The sequence below is a fragment of the Streptococcus mitis genome, from assembly GCF_047463435.1.
Classification (GTDB): Bacteria; Bacillota; Bacilli; order Lactobacillales; family Streptococcaceae; genus Streptococcus; species Streptococcus mitis_DS.
Genome location: NZ_JASHDW010000010.1, coordinates 45,833 through 62,985 on the forward strand (window position 1 = coordinate 45,833; position 17,153 = coordinate 62,985).

Below are 17,153 nucleotides of genomic sequence, written 5' to 3' on the forward strand. Positions count from 1 at the left end.
CTTTCCTTAAGAATCATTTCAAAATGTGATATAATAAGAATAAATTGGAAATAGGAAATTATTTTCATTATATTTTCAAAACTCCATTAATAAAATAGGCAAAGACAAGATTAGAAAGTGAATATTCCGATGTCTTCTTACAAAAAGGTCTCTCTTTCTGAGATCAATCAATCTATTGAAACTCCGAATAACAATCATTTTTGGCAAAATCTAAAAGCATTTTTAGGTTCTAGAGCTCTTGTGGCAGTTGGTTATTTTTTATTTTAAAGACTTGTCCTGAGCCCATTCGTATTTATATCATAAAGTCAGCTAATAAGAAATGAAGGGCAGTAATACTCTTCGAAAATCAAATTCAAACCACGTCAGCGTCGCCTTACCGTACTCAAGTACAGCTTACGGCTAGCTTCCTAGTTTGCTTTTTGATTTTCATTGAGTATAAGTCAAGTAATCACTTTGAAGTTTCAAAGCTTAATTTTAAGTTTTCTTTAAGAAAACTATATTATTCTGAAGAACTCTAAAATTTCACAGCCATTTATTGGTAATGACTACCGAATTCCTAGTCATTACTAGAAATGGACTAGTTTTTTTGAATAATAGAACTCCTTAATCCTTCTATTCTAGAACGGGAGGGCCGGTATTTCTTTCATGATAGGACTAGATTGTGGTATAATAGAGAGAATAAGTTTTTTTGTAAGACAAAGGAGAAAATAGATGATTTATGCAGGAATTCTTGCTGGTGGAACTGGCACACGCATGGGAATCAGTAACTTGCCAAAACAATTTTTAGAGCTAGGTGATCGACCTATTTTGATTCATACAATTGAAAAATTTGTCTTGGAACCAAGTATTGAAAAAATTGTAGTTGGGGTTCATGGGGACTGGGTTTCTCATGCAGAAGATCTTGTAGATAAATATCTTCCTCTTCATAAGGAACGTATCATCATTACAAAGGGTGGTGCTGACCGTAATACGAGTATTGAGAAAATCATTGAAGCCATTGATGCTTATCGTCCGCTTACTCCAGAGGATATCGTTGTTACCCACGATTCTGTTCGTCCATTTATTACACTTCGCATGATTCAAGACAATATCAAACTTGCGCAAAATCATGACGCAGTGGACACAGTGGTAGAAGCGGTTGATACTATCGTTGAAAGTACCAATGGTCAATTCATTACAGATATTCCAAATCGTGCTCACCTTTATCAAGGACAAACACCTCAAACATTCCGTTGCAAGGACTTCATGGACCTTTACGGTTCTCTCTCTGCTGAAGAGAAGGAAATCTTGACAGATGCATGTAAAATCTTTGTGATTAAAGGAAAAGATGTGGCCTTGGCCAAGGGTGAATACTCAAATCTGAAGATTACAACCGTAACAGATTTGAAGATTGCAAAAAGTATGATTGAGAAAGACTAGTAAAATGATTAATCAAATTTATCAACTAACTAAGCCTAAGTTTATCAATGTCAAATATCAGGAAGAGGCTATTGACCAAGAGAATCATATCCTCATCCGCCCTAATTATATGGCGGTCTGTCATGCGGATCAGCGTTACTATCAAGGAAAACGTGATCCAAAGATTTTGAATAAAAAGCTTCCAATGGCAATGATTCACGAGTCATGTGGAACCGTTATTTCTGACCCGACGGGAACCTATGAGGTTGGGCAAAAAGTTGTCATGATTCCAAATCAGCCTCCTATGCAGAGTGATGAAGAATTCTATGAAAACTACATGACAGGGACTCATTTCTTGTCTAGTGGATTTGATGGCTTTATGAGAGAGTTTGTTTCTCTCCCTAAAGATCGCGTGGTGGCTTATGATGCTATTGAAGATACGGTTGCAGCCATTACAGAGTTCGTCAGTGTCGGCATGCACGCTATGAATCGTCTATTGACCCTTGCTCATAGCAAGCGGGACCGAATCGCCGTTATCGGAGATGGAAGTTTAGCATTTGTGGTTGCCAATATTATCAACTATACTTTGCCAGAAGCAGAGATTGTGGTTATTGGTCGTCATTGGGAAAAGTTGGAACTCTTCTCATTTGCCAAAGAATGCTATATCACTGATAATATTCCTGAAGATTTGGCCTTTGACCATGCTTTTGAGTGTTGTGGTGGTGATGGTACTGGACCAGCTATTAATGACTTGATTCGCTATATTCGTCCTCAAGGAACGATTCTCATGATGGGAGTTAGCGAATATAAAGTCAATCTCAATACTCGCGATGCCTTAGAAAAGGGCTTGCTCTTAGTTGGTTCCTCTCGTTCTGGTCGCATCGATTTTGAAAATGCAATCCAAATGATGGAAGTCAAGAAATTTGCCAATCGTCTTAAAAATATCCTTTATCTAGAAGAACCTGTAAGAGAAATTAAAGATATTCACCGTGTCTTTGCAACCGATTTAAACACAGCCTTTAAAACCGTGTTTAAGTGGGAAGTATAAGAACTGGAGGTTAATTGTGGAGAAAATCATTAAAGAGAAAATTTCTTCCCTACTTAGTGAAGAAGAGGAAGTCCTCAGTGTTGAACAACTGGGGGGAATGACCAATCAAAACTATTTGGTCAAAACAACAAATAAGCAATACATCGTTAAGTTCTTTGGTAAAGGGACAGAAAAGCTGATCAATCGTCAAGATGAAAAGTACAATCTTGAACTACTAAAGGATTTAGACTTAGATGTAAAAAATTATCTTTTTGATATTGAAGCTGGTATCAAAGTAAATGAGTATATCGAATCTGCGATTACGCTTGATTCAACGTCAATCAAGACCAAGTTTGATAAAATTGCTCCAATTTTACAAACCATTCATGCTTCTGGTAAGGAATTAAGAGGAGAATTTGCTCCTTTTGAAGAAATCAAAAAATACGAATCCTTGATTGAAGAAAAAATCCCTTATGCTAACTATGAAGCAGTTCGAGAAGAAGTCTTTTCCTTAGAGAAAAGACTGGCTGACTTAGGTGTTGACAGAAAATCTTGTCATATCGATTTGGTGCCTGAAAACTTTATCGAATCACCTCAAGGACGACTTTATCTGATTGACTGGGAATATTCATCAATGAATGATCCAATGTGGGATTTGGCTGCCCTCTTTTTAGAATCTGAATTCACTCGTCAAGAGGAAGAAGCATTCTTATCTCACTATGAGAGTGAGCAAACACCTGTCTCTCGTGAAAAGATTGCCATTTATAAAATTTTACAAGATACTATTTGGAGTCTATGGACTGTCTATAAGGAAGAGCAAGGCGCAGATTTTGGTGACTATGGTGTGAATCGTTACCAAAGAGCTGTTAAAGGTTTGTCCTATTATGGAGGTTCAGATGAAAAATAAAAATGGAGTTTCTTTTGGTCTACTCTCAGGTATTTTTTGGGGTTTAGGTCTAACGATTAGTGCTTATATCTTTTCAATTTTTACTGACTTGTCGCCCTTTGTGGTGGCCGCTGCTCACGATTTCTTGAGTATCTTTATCTTACTAGCTTTTCTCTTGGTAAAAGAAGGAAAAGTTCGTCTCTCAATTTTCTTAAATATTCGCAATGTTAGTGTTATCATCGGAGCCTTGCTAGCCGGTCCAATCGGTATGCAGGCCAACCTTTATGCGGTTAAGTATATCGGAAGTTCCTTAGCGTCATCTGTATCGGCTATCTACCCTGCGATTTCAGTTTTATTGGCTTTCTTCTTTTTGAAGCACAAGATTTCGAAAAATACTGTCTTTGGAATTGTCTTGATTATTGGAGGGATAATTGCTCAGACCTATAAGGTAGAACAGGTCAATTCCTTCTACATTGGAATTCTCTGTGCTTTGGTTTGTGCTATTGCATGGGGAAGTGAGAGTGTTCTTAGCTCTTTTGCTATGGAAAGTGAACTGAGTGAAATCGAAGCCCTCTTGATTCGTCAAGTGACTTCGTTCTTATCTTATCTTGTGATTGTGCTCTTCTCTCATCAGTCATTTGCAGAAGTGGCCAATGGACAATTGCTAGGTCTTATGATTGTCTTTGCAGCCTTTGATATGATTTCTTACTTGGCTTATTATATTGCTATCAATCGCTTGCAACCAGCCAAGGCTACAGGCTTGAATGTGAGCTATGTAGTATGGACTGTCTTGTTTGCAGTTATTTTCTTGGGTGCACCACTAGATATGCTGACAATTATTACATCACTTGTCGTCATTGCTGGAGTTTATATTATTATTAAAGAATAAAGGAGATTCGTGTGAAAGCCATTATCTTAGCAGCGGGATTGGGAACTCGCTTGCGTCCTATGACTGAAAATACCCCTAAAGCCTTGGTTCAGGTTAATCAAAAACCCTTAATTGAATACCAAATTGAGTTTCTCAAAGAAAAAGGAATCAATGACATCATCATCATCGTTGGTTACCTTAAAGAACAATTCGATTACTTGAAAGAGAAATATGGAGTTCGCCTCGTTTTCAATGATAAATACGCTGACTACAATAACTTTTACTCTCTCTATCTTGTAAAAGAAGAATTAGCTAACAGCTATGTTATTGATGCAGATAACTATCTCTTTAAAAATATGTTCCGCAATGATTTGACACGTTCGACTTATTTTAGTGTTTATCGTGAAGATTGTACCAACGAATGGTTCTTGGTCTATGGAGATGACTACAAGGTTCAAGACATTACTGTTGATAGCAAGGCAGGTCGCATCCTTAGTGGTGTATCTTTCTGGGATGCTCCAACAGCAGAAAAGATTGTCAGCTTTATCGATAAGGCCTATGCAAGTGGTGAATTTGTTGATCTCTACTGGGACAATATGGTTAAGGATAATATCAAAGAGCTAGATGTCTATGTTGAAGAATTAGAAGGCAATAGCATCTATGAAATCGATAGTGTCCAAGACTATCATAAATTAGAAGAAATTCTTAAAAACGAAAATTAAAAATTCCAACATCTGGCTAAAATAGTCGGATGTTTTTTTGATTTTTTTACGAATAGATAGATGAGTAGAAAAAGAAATGGAGCTATTTATGAAAATCACAAACTATGAAATCTATAAGTTAAAAAAATCAGGTTTGACCAATCAACAGATTTTAAAAGTGCTAGAATACGGTGAAAATGTTGATCAAGAACTGTTGTTAGGTGATATTGCAGATATATCAGGTTGCCGAAATCCAGCTGTTTTTATGGAACGTTATTTTCAGATAGACGATGCGCATTTGGAGAAGGAGTTCCAAAAATTTCCATCTTTCTCTATTTTAGACGACTGTTATCCTTGGGATTTGAGTGAAATTTATGATGCACCTGTGCTTTTATTTTACAAGGGCAATCTGGACCTCTTGAAATTTCCAAAGGTGGCGGTTGTGGGCAGTCGTGCTTGTAGCAAACAAGGAGCTAAGTCAGTTGAAAAAGTCATTCAGGGTTTGGAAAATGAACTGGTTATCGTCAGTGGATTAGCCAAGGGCATTGACACAGCAGCTCATATGGCAACTCTTCAGAATGGCGGAAAAACCATTGCAGTGATTGGAACAGGACTGGATGTGTTTTATCCTAAAGCCAATAAACGCTTGCAAGACTACATCGGCAATGATCATCTGGTTCTCAGTGAATATGGACCTGGCGAACAACCTCTTAAATTTCATTTTCCTGCCCGTAATCGCATCATTGCTGGAATTTGTCGTGGCGTGATTGTAGCAGAGGCTAAGATGCGCTCAGGGAGTCTCATTACCTGTGAGCGAGCAATGGAAGAAGGACGCGATGTTTTTGCTATTCCTGGAAGTATTTTAGATGGACTATCAGACGGTTGCCACCATTTGATTCAAGAAGGTGCAAAATTGGTCACCAGTGGGCAGGATGTTCTTGCGGAATTTGAATTTTAAGACGAAAACTCGCTTACTAGACAAACTTTTCTTCTATATATAGGAGCTAAGTCTTGACAGTTATGGCAAAATGGTTTACACTTTATAAAGTTTATTACTTTGAAAAGGTGTGATACTGTGGCTACGGCAACAAAAAAGGAAAAATCAACAGTTAAAAAAAATCTAGTAATCGTGGAGTCGCCTGCTAAGGCTAAGACGATTGAAAAATATCTAGGCAGAAACTACAAGGTTTTAGCCAGTGTCGGGCATATCCGTGATTTGAAGAAATCCAGTATGTCCGTCGATATTGAAAATAATTATGAACCGCAATATATCAATATCCGAGGAAAAGGACCTCTCATTAATGACTTGAAAAAAGAAGCCAAAAAAGCTAATAAAGTCTTTCTGGCGAGTGACCCGGACCGTGAAGGAGAAGCGATTTCTTGGCATTTGGCCCATATTCTCAACTTAGATGAAAATGATGCCAACCGTGTGGTCTTCAATGAAATCACCAAGGATGCGGTCAAAAATGCTTTTAAAGAACCGCGTAAGATTAATATGGACTTGGTCGATGCTCAACAGGCTCGTCGTGTCCTAGACCGCTTGGTGGGGTACTCGATTTCGCCTATTTTGTGGAAGAAGGTCAAGAAGGGCTTGTCAGCAGGTCGCGTTCAGTCCATTGCGCTTAAGTTAATCATTGACCGTGAAAATGAAATTAATGCCTTCCAACCAGAAGAATACTGGACAATTGATGGTGTTTTTAAAAAGGGAACCAAGCAATTTCAAGCTTCCTTCTATGGAGTGGATGGCAAAAAGCTGAAATTGACTAGCAATGATGAGGTCAAGGAAGTCTTGTCTCGTCTGACTAGTAAGGATTTTTCAGTGGATCAGGTAGATAAGAAAGAGCGCAAACGCAATGCTCCTTTACCCTATACCACTTCATCCATGCAGATGGACGCTGCCAATAAAATTAACTTCCGTACTCGAAAGACTATGATGGTTGCCCAACAGCTTTATGAAGGGATTAATATTGGTTCTGGTGTTCAAGGTTTGATTACCTATATGCGTACCGATTCGACTCGTATCAGTCCTGTAGCGCAAAATGAGGCAGCAAGCTTCATTACGGACCGTTTTGGTAGTAAGTATTCTAAGCATGGTAGCAAGGTCAAAAATGCTTCAGGAGCTCAGGATGCCCACGAGGCTATTCGCCCGTCTAGTGTTTTTAATACACCTGAAAGCATCGCTAAGTATCTGGACAAGGATCAGCTTAAGCTTTATACTCTTATCTGGAATCGTTTTGTGGCTAGCCAGATGACAGCTGCTGTCTTTGATACCATGGCTGTTAAATTGTCGCAAAATGGAATTCAATTTGCTGCTAATGGTAGTCAGATTAAGTTTGATGGTTATCTTGCCATTTACAATGATTCTGACAAGAATAAGATGTTACCAGAGATGGCTGTTGGAGATGTGGTCAAACAGGTGAATAGCAAACCAGAGCAGCATTTCACTCAACCGCCTGCTCGTTATTCTGAAGCGACACTGATCAAGACCTTGGAGGAAAATGGGGTTGGTCGTCCGTCAACCTACGCACCAACCATTGAAACTATTCAGAAACGTTATTATGTTCGCCTTGCAACCAAACGTTTTGAACCGACAGAGTTGGGAGAAATTGTTAACAAGCTCATCGTTGAATATTTCCCAGATATCGTAAACGTGACCTTTACAGCTGAAATGGAAGGCAAACTGGATGATGTCGAGGTTGGAAAAGAGCAGTGGCAACGTGTTATTGACGCCTTTTATAAACCATTCTCTAAAGAAGTGGCCAAGGCTGAAGAAGAAATGGAAAAAATCCAAATCAAGGATGAACCAGCTGGATTTGACTGTGAAGTGTGTGGCAGTCCAATGGTCATTAAACTTGGTCGTTTTGGTAAGTTCTACGCTTGTAGCAATTTCCCAGATTGCCGTCATACCCAAGCAATCGTGAAAGAAATCGGTGTAGAGTGTCCAAGTTGTCATCAGGGACAAATCATTGAGCGTAAAACAAAACGTAACCGCCTCTTCTATGGTTGCAATCGCTATCCAGACTGTGAATTTACTTCTTGGGACAAGCCTGTTGGTCGTGACTGTCCAAAATGTGGACACTTCCTCATGGAGAAAAAAGTCCGTGGTGGTGGCAAGCAGGTTGTTTGTAGCAAGGGTGACTACGAGGAAGAAAAGATTAAATAAGAGTAGAGTCCTGAAAGTGAATTTCAGGCTCTTTCTGGTTGGAGCTTGACAAAATTCACCATTGTATGCGAAACTAGAAGAAGATTATTTTAATTAGGAGTAGTTATGCGTCTTATTTATCTAATAATTGGTTTCTTATCACTGGCCTTGGCTATTGTTGGGGTAGTTTTACCCTTGTTGCCTACAACACCTTTTCTTTTACTGTCTATTGCTTGTTTCTCCAGAAGTTCCAAGCGTTTCGAAGACTGGCTTTATCATACCAAGCTCTATCAAGCATATGTAGCTGATTTTCGCGAGACTAAGTCTATTGCGCGTGAACGAAAGAAAAAAATCATCGTATCTATCTACATCTTGATGGGAATTTCCATTTTTTTTGCACCTCTTTTACCAGTCAAAATCGGTCTGGGTGCTTTGACCATCTTTATCACCTATTATCTCTTTAAGGTTATTCCAGACAAAGAATAGTTAAAATAGTAGTTATTTGCCTTGATAAAATTGAAAGCATATTCACAACAATATGATATAATAAATTTAAAGTAATCTTCAAGGAGAATCAAATGATTTATGAATTTTGTGCTGAAAATGTGACCTTACTTGAAAAAGCGATGCAGGCTGGATCTCGTCGAATCGAACTCTGTGATAATCTTGCAGTTGGTGGGACAACACCCAGCTATGGAGTGACTAAGGCAGCGGTTGAATTGGCAGCTAACTACGATACGACCATCATGACCATGATTCGTCCACGTGGTGGCGACTTTGTCTATAATGAACTAGAAATTGCAATTATGCTAGAAGACATTCGGTTGACTGCTCAGGCTGGAAGTCAAGGGGTTGTATTTGGAGCTTTAACTGCTGATAAGAAGTTGGATAAACCTAATCTTGAAAAGTTAATTACTGCATCAAAAGGAATGGAAATTGTCTTCCACATGGCCTTTGATGAATTGAGAGAAGAAGACCGGTTAGAAGCTATTGACTGGCTCAGCCAAGCAGGTGTCACTCGTATCCTAACTCGCGCTGGTGTGTCTGGCGACTCCTTAGAAAAACGTTTTGCTCACTATCGCAGAATTTTAGAGCACGCTAAAGGTAAGATTGAAATTCTACCAGGTGGGGGGATTGACCTTGACAACCGTCAAACCTTTATCGATCAGCTGGGTGTGACACAATTGCATGGAACCAAGGTTGTCTTTTAAAAAATAGAAAGGAACTGCTAGCTTTTGGTAGCAGTTTTCACTTATGTTTGAAATTTTTAAATCCTATCAGTTTAATCAAGAAAAGGCTCGTGCCTATGGTTTTCTAGAAAGTAGTGGAGTTTGGACTTATAGCTGCATGATTTTGCAGGGTGATTTTGTCATGACTGTGTCCATCACTGCTGATAATGTGAATTTTCAGGTCTTTGATCAGGAAATGGGCGACCTCTATCCTCAAGTTCATATGGAAAGTATGACAGGAAGTTTTGTTGCAAGTGTCCGTGAGGCTTGTCTGGAGATTCTCTACCAGATTCGGAAGGCTTGTTTTGAGGTACAGGATTTTATCTGTCCACAGACTAAGCGTATCATGGCTCAGATTCAGGAAAAGTATGGTAATCAGTTGGAGTATCTATGGGAAAAATTACCTGATACGGCAGTGTTAAGACATGAAGGCAATAAAAAATGGTATGCTGTTTTGATGAAAATCTCTTGGGATAAGCTGGAAAAGGGTAGAGAAGGTTTAGTCGAAGCAGTCAACCTCAAACATGATCAAGTAGTGGATCTGCTTTCACAAAAGGGCATTTATCCAGCTTTTCATATGAATAAACGCTACTGGATTAGTGTGGCTTTTGATGATACTTTGTCAGATGAAATGGTACTGGAATTGATAGAAAAAAGTTGGAATTTAACTTCTAAAAAATGAAACATTTCAATAACTTTCAATTAGCTAAATATTCTATACTGAAGAAATTTTCAGAAAATATTGGATTTTTTCTTGACAAGTACTTTTGCCTATGCTAAAATACTAAACAAGATATCAAACGAAGGAGAAAGTCAAACATGAGAACAGCTAAGTTTAATCAATTTGCTTTGTTGTTGAGATACTCGGGCTAGTGCAAAAAGCATTAGTCCTGTTTGGCTTACCAAGCGGGAGTGAATCAACATCTCGCTTGGGCTTCTGAGCGAGATGTTTTTTTAAAACCACATTTGGAAAAGGGGAAATCTTATGAGAACAGTTGAATTTCTAGATACCAGCCTTCGGGATGGAGAACAGACACCAGGTGTTAATTTTTCAATCAAGGAAAAAATTGCCATTGCAAGGCAGCTGGAGAAATGGGGCATTTCAGCCATCGAAGCTGGTTTTCCAGCGGCTAGCCCGGACTCATTTACGGCAGTGCAGGAGATTGCTAAGGTCTTGAAGAAAACAGCGGTGACTGGTTTGGCACGTTCGGTCAAGTCTGATATTGATGCTTGTTATGAAGCTCTCAAGGATGCCAAGTATCCACAGGTTCACGTCTTTATCGCTACCAGTCCGATTCACCGAAAGTATAAGCTCAATAAGAGCAAGGAAGAGATTCTAGAAGCTATTAAGGAGCATGTTTCTTATGCCCGTTCTAAGTTTGAAGTGGTCGAATTCTCTCCTGAGGATGCGACTAGAACAGAGTTGGATTTCCTCTTGCAAGTTGTTCAAACAGCGGTTGATGCAGGGGCGTCTTATATCAATATTCCTGATACGGTAGGATTTACCACACCAGAGGAATATGGAGCTATCTTCAAACACTTGATTGAGAATGTCAAGACGGATCGTCAGATCATCTATTCACCTCACTGTCATGATGATCTTGGAATGGCAGTGGCTAATAGCCTTGCTGCCGTCAAGAATGGGGCAGGACGTGTTGAAGGAACTATCAACGGTATTGGTGAGCGAGCTGGCAATGCTGCTTTGGAAGAAATAGCAGTTGCTCTCAATATTCGCCAAGATTACTACCAAGCAGAAACCAGTATTGTCCTAAATGAGACCATCAATACGTCAGAAATGGTTTCTCGCTTTTCAGGAATTCCAGTTCCTAAAAACAAGGCTGTGGTCGGTGGCAATGCCTTTTCTCACGAATCTGGTATTCACCAAGACGGAGTTCTTAAAAATCCTCTTACCTATGAAATCATCACTCCTGAATTGGTCGGTGTCAAGAGTAATAGCCTCCCACTTGGAAAATTGTCTGGTCGCCATGCCTTTGTCGAGAAACTAAGAGAACTGGCCCTAGACTTTACAGAAGAGGATATCAAACCACTCTTTGCTAAGTTCAAGGCACTGGCCGACAAGAAACAAGAAATCACAGATGCAGATATTCGTGCTCTGGTAGCTGGAACCATGGTTGAAAACCCTGAAGGATTCCACTTTGATGATTTACAACTTCAAACTCATACAGATAATGACATTGAAGCGCTTGTTAGCCTGGCTAATATGGATGGTGAGAAAGTCGAATTTAATGCGACAGGGCAAGGTTCCGTTGAAGCAATCTTCAACGCTATCGATAAGTTCTTTAACCAATCCGTCCGCTTGGTGTCCTATACCATTGATGCTGTGACAGATGGAATTGATGCCCAAGCTCGGGTCTTGGTTACTGTTGAAAACAGAGATACAGAAACTATCTTTAATGCAGCAGGGCTTGATTTCGATGTACTGAAAGCATCTGCTATTGCCTACATCAATGCCAATACCTTTGTTCAAAAAGAGAATGCTGGTGAGATGGGACGCAGTGTTTCTTACCGCGATATGCCTAGTGTGTAAAGGAGAAGTCTATGACAAAGAAAATAGTAGCTCTAGCAGGGGATGGAATCGGCCCAGAAATCATGGAGGCTGGTTTAGAAGTTCTGGAGGCTCTAGCTGAAAAAACAGGCTTTGACTATGAAATAGACAAACGACCTTTTGGAGGTGCAGGTATCGATGCAGCAGGGCATCCCTTACCTGATGAAACCCTCAAGGTATGTCGTGAAGCAGATGCCATTCTCCTAGCGGCTATCGGTAGTCCTCAGTATGATGGAGCAGCGGTTCGGCCTGAACAAGGCTTGCTAGCTCTCCGTAAGGAACTCAATCTCTATGCTAATATTCGCCCTGTTAAGATTTTTGAGAGTCTCAAGCATTTGTCACCACTCAAACCGGAACGAATTGCTGGTGTAGACTTTGTCGTAGTGCGTGAGTTGACAGGCGGGATTTACTTTGGAGATCATATCCTTGAAGAGCGCAAAGCGCGTGATATCAACGACTATAGCTATGAGGAAGTAGAACGTATTATTCGCAAAGCCTTTGAAATTGCAAGAAATCGCAGAAAAACCGTTACCAGCATCGATAAACAAAATGTTTTGGCGACATCAAAACTCTGGAGAAGAGTAGCTGAGAAGGTCGCACAGGATTTCCCAGATGTGACTTTGGAACACCAGCTGGTGGACTCAGCTGCCATGCTTATGATTACCAATCCTGCTAAGTTTGATGTTATTGTAACGGAGAATCTTTTTGGAGATATTCTCTCTGATGAATCAAGCGTTCTGTCTGGCACACTTGGGGTTATGCCATCAGCCAGTCACTCTGAAAAGGGTCCAAGTCTCTATGAACCTATTCACGGTTCAGCTCCTGATATTGCAGGTCAAGGAATTGCCAATCCTATTTCCATGATTTTATCAGTGGCCATGATGTTGAGAGATAGTTTTGGACGTTATGAGGATGCGGAGCGTATCGAACGTGCAGTAGAAGCCAGTTTGGCAGCAGGAATTTTAACGAGAGATATAGGAGGTCAGGCTTCGACCAAGGAAATGACAGAAGCCATTATTGCAAGGTTATGAAGTTAGACGAAAAAATTACTCTAGTCCTTTTGATTTGGAATGTCATGGTTTTCTTGATTTATGGTATTGACAAATCTAAGGCAAGGAGAAGAGTTTGGCGCATCCCTGAGAAAATCTTACTTATTTTAGCTTTTACTTGTGGTGGTTTTGGGGCCTGGTTAGCAGGAACCATCTTTCACCACAAGACTCGAAAATGGTATTTTAAAACAGTTTGGTTTCTCGGAATGGTGTCCACACTAGTAGCCTTATATTTTATTTGGAGGTAATGGATGGCAGGAAAATCGATTTTTGATAAATTATGGGACCGTCATGTCATCACAGGAGAAGAGGGGCAGCCCCAACTCATGTATGTGGATCAGCACTATATTCATGAAGTGACCAGCCCTCAGGCTTTTCAAGGATTACGAGACGCAGGTCGTAGATTGAGACGACCAGACTTGACATTTGGAACCTTTGACCACAATGTCCCGACAGTCAATATCTACGATATTCGAGATGTGATTTCTAAGGCTCAAATTGATAAGCTGGCTGAAAATGTTGAGGAGTTTGGGATCGAACATGCTGCCCACGGTTCTGAAAAACAAGGAATCGTGCACATGGTAGGTCCAGAAACAGGAAGGACGCAACCAGGAAAATTCATCGTCTGTGGAGATAGCCACACAGCAACCCACGGGGCTTTCGGAGCGATCGCTTTTGGAATTGGGACCAGTGAGGTCGAACATGTCTTCGCGACACAGACCCTCTGGCAGGTCAAACCCAAGAAAATGCTGGTAGAATTCACTGGTGTTCCTCAAAAAGGAGTTTATTCTAAGGATTTCATTCTAGCCTTGATTGCCAAGTACGGCGTTGCCTGTGGTGTTGGCTATGTGGTGGAATATCGGGGACAAGCGATTGATGCACTGAGCATGGAAGAGCGAATGACTATCTGCAATATGTCCATCGAGTTTGGTTCTAAGATGGGGATTATGAATCCGGACCAAACCACCTATGACTATCTTAAGGGACGAGAATGTGTTCCAGAGGACTTTGAAGAGGCTGTGGCGGATTGGAAAACAATTGTCAGTGATGAGGATGCCGTTTATGATAAGGTTATCCAGATGGATGTCTCAAACTTGGCTCCTATGGTGACCTGGGGAACCAACCCTGCTATGGGTGTTGACTTTGACAGTAGTTTCCCAGAAATTAAGGATATGAATGATGAACGAGCCTACAATTATATGGATTTGGAACCAGGTCAAAAGCCAGCAGATATTGAACTAGGTTATATCTTTATCGGCTCTTGTACAAATGCTCGTCTCAGTGACTTGCAGCTGGCGGCGCGATTTGTCAAAGGGAAGAAAATAGCTCCTAACTTAACGGCTATCGTGGTTCCGGGCTCTCGTCCTGTCAAACGAGCTGCTGAGAAGTTGGGTTTGGATAAGGTTTTCATAGATGCTGGCTTTGAGTGGAGAGACCCAGGTTGTTCTATGTGCCTAGGAATGAATCCAGACAAGGTCCCTGATGGTGTCCACTGCGCCTCAACCAGCAACCGCAACTTTGAAGACAGACAAGGATTTGGTGCTAAGACTCATCTCTGCAGTCCAGCTATGGCAGCTGCGGCAGCTATCGCAGGGCGTTTCGTAGATGTTCGGCAAATGCCAGAAGCCCAGTAAGGAGAGGATATGGAGAAATTTACAGTTTATACGGGAACGACCGTTCCTCTCATGAATGATAATATCGACACCGACCAAATCCTACCCAAGCAGTTTCTCAAGTTGATCGATAAGAAAGGCTTTGGTAAGTACCTCATGTATGCTTGGCGTTATCTGGACGACAAGTATACTGAGGATCCTGACTTTGTCTTTAATCAGCCTGAATATCGTAAAGCCAGTATTCTTATCTCAGGGGATAACTTTGGGGCAGGTTCTTCGAGGGAGCACGCCGCTTGGGCTCTAGCGGACTATGGTTTTAAGGTTGTGATTGCAGGATCTTTTGGGGACATTCATTACAATAATGAACTCAATAATGGCATGTTGCCCATTGTTCAGCCCAGAGAGGTTAGAGAGAAACTAGCTCAGCTACAACCAAGTGACCAGGTAACTGTGGACTTGGAACAACAAAAAATCATCTCACCAGTTGGAGAATTCACTTTTGAAATCGATAGCGAGTGGAAACACAAGCTCTTAAATGGTTTGGATGATATCGGTATTACCTTGCAGTATGAAGATTTGATTGCTGCTTATGAAAAACAACGACCAGCCTACTGGCAGGATTAGAAGAAAAATAGAAAAGGAAATAGAACTATGACAAAACACATTCAATGGAACGGAACACTTTCACAAGAAGGCTATGATATTTTAAAAGGTGAGGGCGGTTGTATTGTTTGCCCTACAAAAGTTGGTTACATCATTATGACTAGTGATAAGGCAGGACTTGAACGCAAGTTTGAAGCCAAAGAGCGTAACCGTAACAAACCAGGTGTTGTTCTCTGCGGTAGCATGGATGAGCTTCGTGCTTTAGCACAACTTAACCCAGAAATTGAAGCCTTCTACCAAAAACATTGGGATGAAGATATTCTTCTTGGTTGTATCCTTCCTTGGAAACCAGAAGCTTTTGAAAAACTCAAAGCATACGGTGATGGTCGTGAAGAGCTGATGACTGACGTGCGTGGAACGAGCTGTTTTGTTATCAAATTTGGTAAAGCTGGTGAACAATTGGCTGCCAAACTTTGGGAAGAAGGCAAGATGGTTTATGCCTCATCAGCTAACCCATCTGGAAAAGGAAACCGTGGTAAAGTAGAAGGTATTGGAGAACGTATCGAAGGGGCAGTGGACCTTGTCATTGAGGCAGATGACTACGTTGCTTCTATCCAGCCTGACAAAACGATTGAAACTCGCTATGAGCAAGGTGTGATGGTCTCTATGGTTGATAAAGACGGCAAACTCATCCCAGAACAAGGAGGAGCTCGTTCAACATCACCAGCACCAGTTGTAATCCGTAAAGGGCTTGACATTGATAAAATCATGATGCACCTGTCAGACACCTTTAACTCATGGGACTACCGTCAGGGGGAGTATTATTAGAATGTAGAAGAAGTGGGGAGAAAACAATTTCCCCTCTTTTTTCTATTTACGCAAGAAAAATCCGAACATTATATTTTAATTTATAAAATTATTTGACAAAATCTGTACTTTGATTTATAATTAATTAAGGAAACGTCGGAAAAGGCGTAGAGATGCGCAAGCATAGGTAGGTCATTACAAAAGAAACGAGACATCGATATGTTAAATGAATTTCCAATTTTTGATTACGAAGATATTCAATTGATTCCAAATAAATGTGTCATTAAAAGCCGTGCAGAAGCAGATACAAGTGTCACTCTAGGAAATCACACCTTTAAACTACCTGTTGTGCCAGCTAATATGCAGACGATTTTGGATGAAAATGTAGCAGAGCAACTTGCTAAAGGTGGTTACTTTTACATTATGCACCGTTTTGATGAGGCAGGACGCATTCCTTTTATTAAACGCATGCACGATCAAGGGCTCATTGCTTCTATTTCTGTCGGTGTTAAGGACTATGAGTATGATTTTGTTAGCCAGCTCAAGGCTGATGCTCCTGAATATATCACGATTGACATCGCTCATGGTCATGCAGATAGCGTGATTTCTATGATTCAACACATTAAGAAAGAATTGCCAGATACCTTTGTCATTGCTGGAAATGTGGGAACACCAGAAGCTGTGCGTGAATTGGAAAATGCTGGTGCGGATGCTACTAAGGTCGGAATTGGTCCTGGTAAGGTTTGTATTACCAAGGTTAAGACTGGGTTCGGTACAGGTGGTTGGCAGTTGGCTGCTCTACGCTGGTGTGCCAAGGCTGCACGTAAACCGATTATCGCTGATGGAGGGATTCGTACTCATGGCGATATTGCAAAGTCTATCCGCTTCGGTGCTAGCATGGTCATGATTGGTTCTCTCTTTGCAGGACACATCGAAAGTCCAGGGAAAACGATTGAAGTTGATGGTGAACATTTCAAAGAATATTACGGTTCAGCCTCACAATATCAAAAAGGTGCTTACAAAAATGTGGAAGGCAAACGTATCTTGCTTCCTGCCAAAGGTCATCTGCAAGACACTTTAACTGAGATGGAACAAGACCTTCAAAGTGCTATTTCTTATGCAGGTGGACGTCAGGTTGCTGACCTTAAACACGTTGATTATGTTATCGTGAAAAACTCCATCTGGAATGGGGATGCTTCCCACTAAGACAGGGGATTTGACCAGAAAAAAACTTGTTATTAGAGCAAATTTTTGTTATAATGAA

Annotated in this window: 17 protein-coding genes and 1 pseudogene; all 18 read left to right on the forward strand. The window is 40.6% G+C overall.

Features of this window, described 5'->3' with window-relative positions:
- Nucleotides 1-129: 129 nt before the first annotated feature.
- A pseudogene (locus tag QM843_RS07335) lies at nucleotides 130-255 on the forward strand (Nramp family divalent metal transporter); the annotation flags it as partial.
- Between the two features lie 456 nt (nucleotides 256-711).
- On the forward strand, nucleotides 712-1,419 hold the full coding sequence (locus QM843_RS07340; RefSeq protein ID WP_000638493.1) for an IspD/TarI family cytidylyltransferase: 708 nt from the start codon (nucleotides 712-714) through the stop codon (nucleotides 1,417-1,419).
- Between the two features lie 4 nt (nucleotides 1,420-1,423).
- Entirely contained in the window at nucleotides 1,424-2,446 is a 1,023-nt protein-coding gene (locus QM843_RS07345) for a ribitol-5-phosphate dehydrogenase (RefSeq protein WP_000609877.1), read from the forward strand.
- A 16-nt stretch (nucleotides 2,447-2,462) separates the two neighbouring features.
- Complete coding sequence (licA, locus tag QM843_RS07350) at nucleotides 2,463-3,332, forward strand: choline kinase LicA (protein WP_033687091.1); 870 nt, start codon at nucleotides 2,463-2,465, stop codon at nucleotides 3,330-3,332.
- Nucleotides 3,322-4,200 carry a DMT family transporter gene (locus tag QM843_RS07355; protein WP_265478975.1) on the forward strand — a complete coding sequence of 293 codons (879 nt, stop codon included), beginning with the start codon at nucleotides 3,322-3,324 and terminating at the stop codon, nucleotides 4,198-4,200. Before licA ends, QM843_RS07355 begins: the two co-directional genes overlap by 11 nt.
- Nucleotides 4,201-4,211: 11 nt before the next feature.
- On the forward strand, nucleotides 4,212-4,901 hold the full coding sequence (locus tag QM843_RS07360) for a sugar phosphate nucleotidyltransferase (protein WP_000643974.1): 690 nt from the start codon (nucleotides 4,212-4,214) through the stop codon (nucleotides 4,899-4,901).
- Between the two features lie 88 nt (nucleotides 4,902-4,989).
- Nucleotides 4,990-5,838 carry a DNA-processing protein DprA gene (gene dprA, locus QM843_RS07365; protein ID WP_261060406.1) on the forward strand — a complete coding sequence of 283 codons (849 nt, stop codon included), beginning with the start codon at nucleotides 4,990-4,992 and terminating at the stop codon, nucleotides 5,836-5,838.
- Nucleotides 5,839-5,955: 117 nt separating this feature from the next.
- Nucleotides 5,956-8,043 carry a type I DNA topoisomerase gene (gene topA, locus QM843_RS07370; RefSeq protein WP_414304672.1) on the forward strand — a complete coding sequence of 696 codons (2,088 nt, stop codon included), beginning with the start codon at nucleotides 5,956-5,958 and terminating at the stop codon, nucleotides 8,041-8,043.
- A gap of 105 nt (nucleotides 8,044-8,148) precedes the next feature.
- Nucleotides 8,149-8,508: a YbaN family protein gene (locus tag QM843_RS07375; protein WP_033687087.1), complete on the forward strand. Its 360-nt coding sequence runs from the start codon at nucleotides 8,149-8,151 to the stop codon at nucleotides 8,506-8,508.
- Nucleotides 8,509-8,600: 92 nt separating this feature from the next.
- On the forward strand, nucleotides 8,601-9,233 hold the full coding sequence (locus QM843_RS07380; protein ID WP_414304671.1) for a copper homeostasis protein CutC: 633 nt from the start codon (nucleotides 8,601-8,603) through the stop codon (nucleotides 9,231-9,233).
- A gap of 43 nt (nucleotides 9,234-9,276) precedes the next feature.
- The gene (locus QM843_RS07385; protein WP_261031239.1) at nucleotides 9,277-9,933 is read left to right on the forward strand and encodes an MmcQ/YjbR family DNA-binding protein; all 657 of its coding nucleotides are present in this window, start codon (nucleotides 9,277-9,279) and stop codon (nucleotides 9,931-9,933) included.
- 303 nt (nucleotides 9,934-10,236) lie between these two features.
- Nucleotides 10,237-11,799, forward strand: a complete 1,563-nt coding sequence (locus QM843_RS07390; RefSeq protein ID WP_261128225.1) for a 2-isopropylmalate synthase — start codon at nucleotides 10,237-10,239, stop codon at nucleotides 11,797-11,799.
- 11 nt (nucleotides 11,800-11,810) lie between these two features.
- Nucleotides 11,811-12,848, forward strand: coding sequence for a 3-isopropylmalate dehydrogenase (leuB, locus tag QM843_RS07395; protein ID WP_261128224.1), 1,038 nt, complete (start codon nucleotides 11,811-11,813; stop codon nucleotides 12,846-12,848).
- Entirely contained in the window at nucleotides 12,845-13,114 is a 270-nt protein-coding gene (locus QM843_RS07400; protein ID WP_414304670.1) for a DUF1294 domain-containing protein, read from the forward strand. The genes leuB and QM843_RS07400 overlap by 4 nt, the downstream gene beginning before the upstream one ends.
- A gap of 3 nt (nucleotides 13,115-13,117) precedes the next feature.
- Nucleotides 13,118-14,500, forward strand: coding sequence for a 3-isopropylmalate dehydratase large subunit (gene leuC, locus QM843_RS07405; protein ID WP_261047474.1), 1,383 nt, complete (start codon nucleotides 13,118-13,120; stop codon nucleotides 14,498-14,500).
- A 9-nt stretch (nucleotides 14,501-14,509) separates the two neighbouring features.
- Complete coding sequence (gene leuD, locus QM843_RS07410) at nucleotides 14,510-15,103, forward strand: 3-isopropylmalate dehydratase small subunit (RefSeq protein ID WP_214614731.1); 594 nt, start codon at nucleotides 14,510-14,512, stop codon at nucleotides 15,101-15,103.
- 27 nt (nucleotides 15,104-15,130) lie between these two features.
- Nucleotides 15,131-15,910: an L-threonylcarbamoyladenylate synthase gene (locus QM843_RS07415; protein WP_000160505.1), complete on the forward strand. Its 780-nt coding sequence runs from the start codon at nucleotides 15,131-15,133 to the stop codon at nucleotides 15,908-15,910.
- Nucleotides 15,911-16,108: 198 nt separating this feature from the next.
- Nucleotides 16,109-17,095, forward strand: a complete 987-nt coding sequence (locus tag QM843_RS07420) for a GMP reductase (RefSeq protein ID WP_125454453.1) — start codon at nucleotides 16,109-16,111, stop codon at nucleotides 17,093-17,095.
- Nucleotides 17,096-17,153 lie beyond the last annotated feature (58 nt).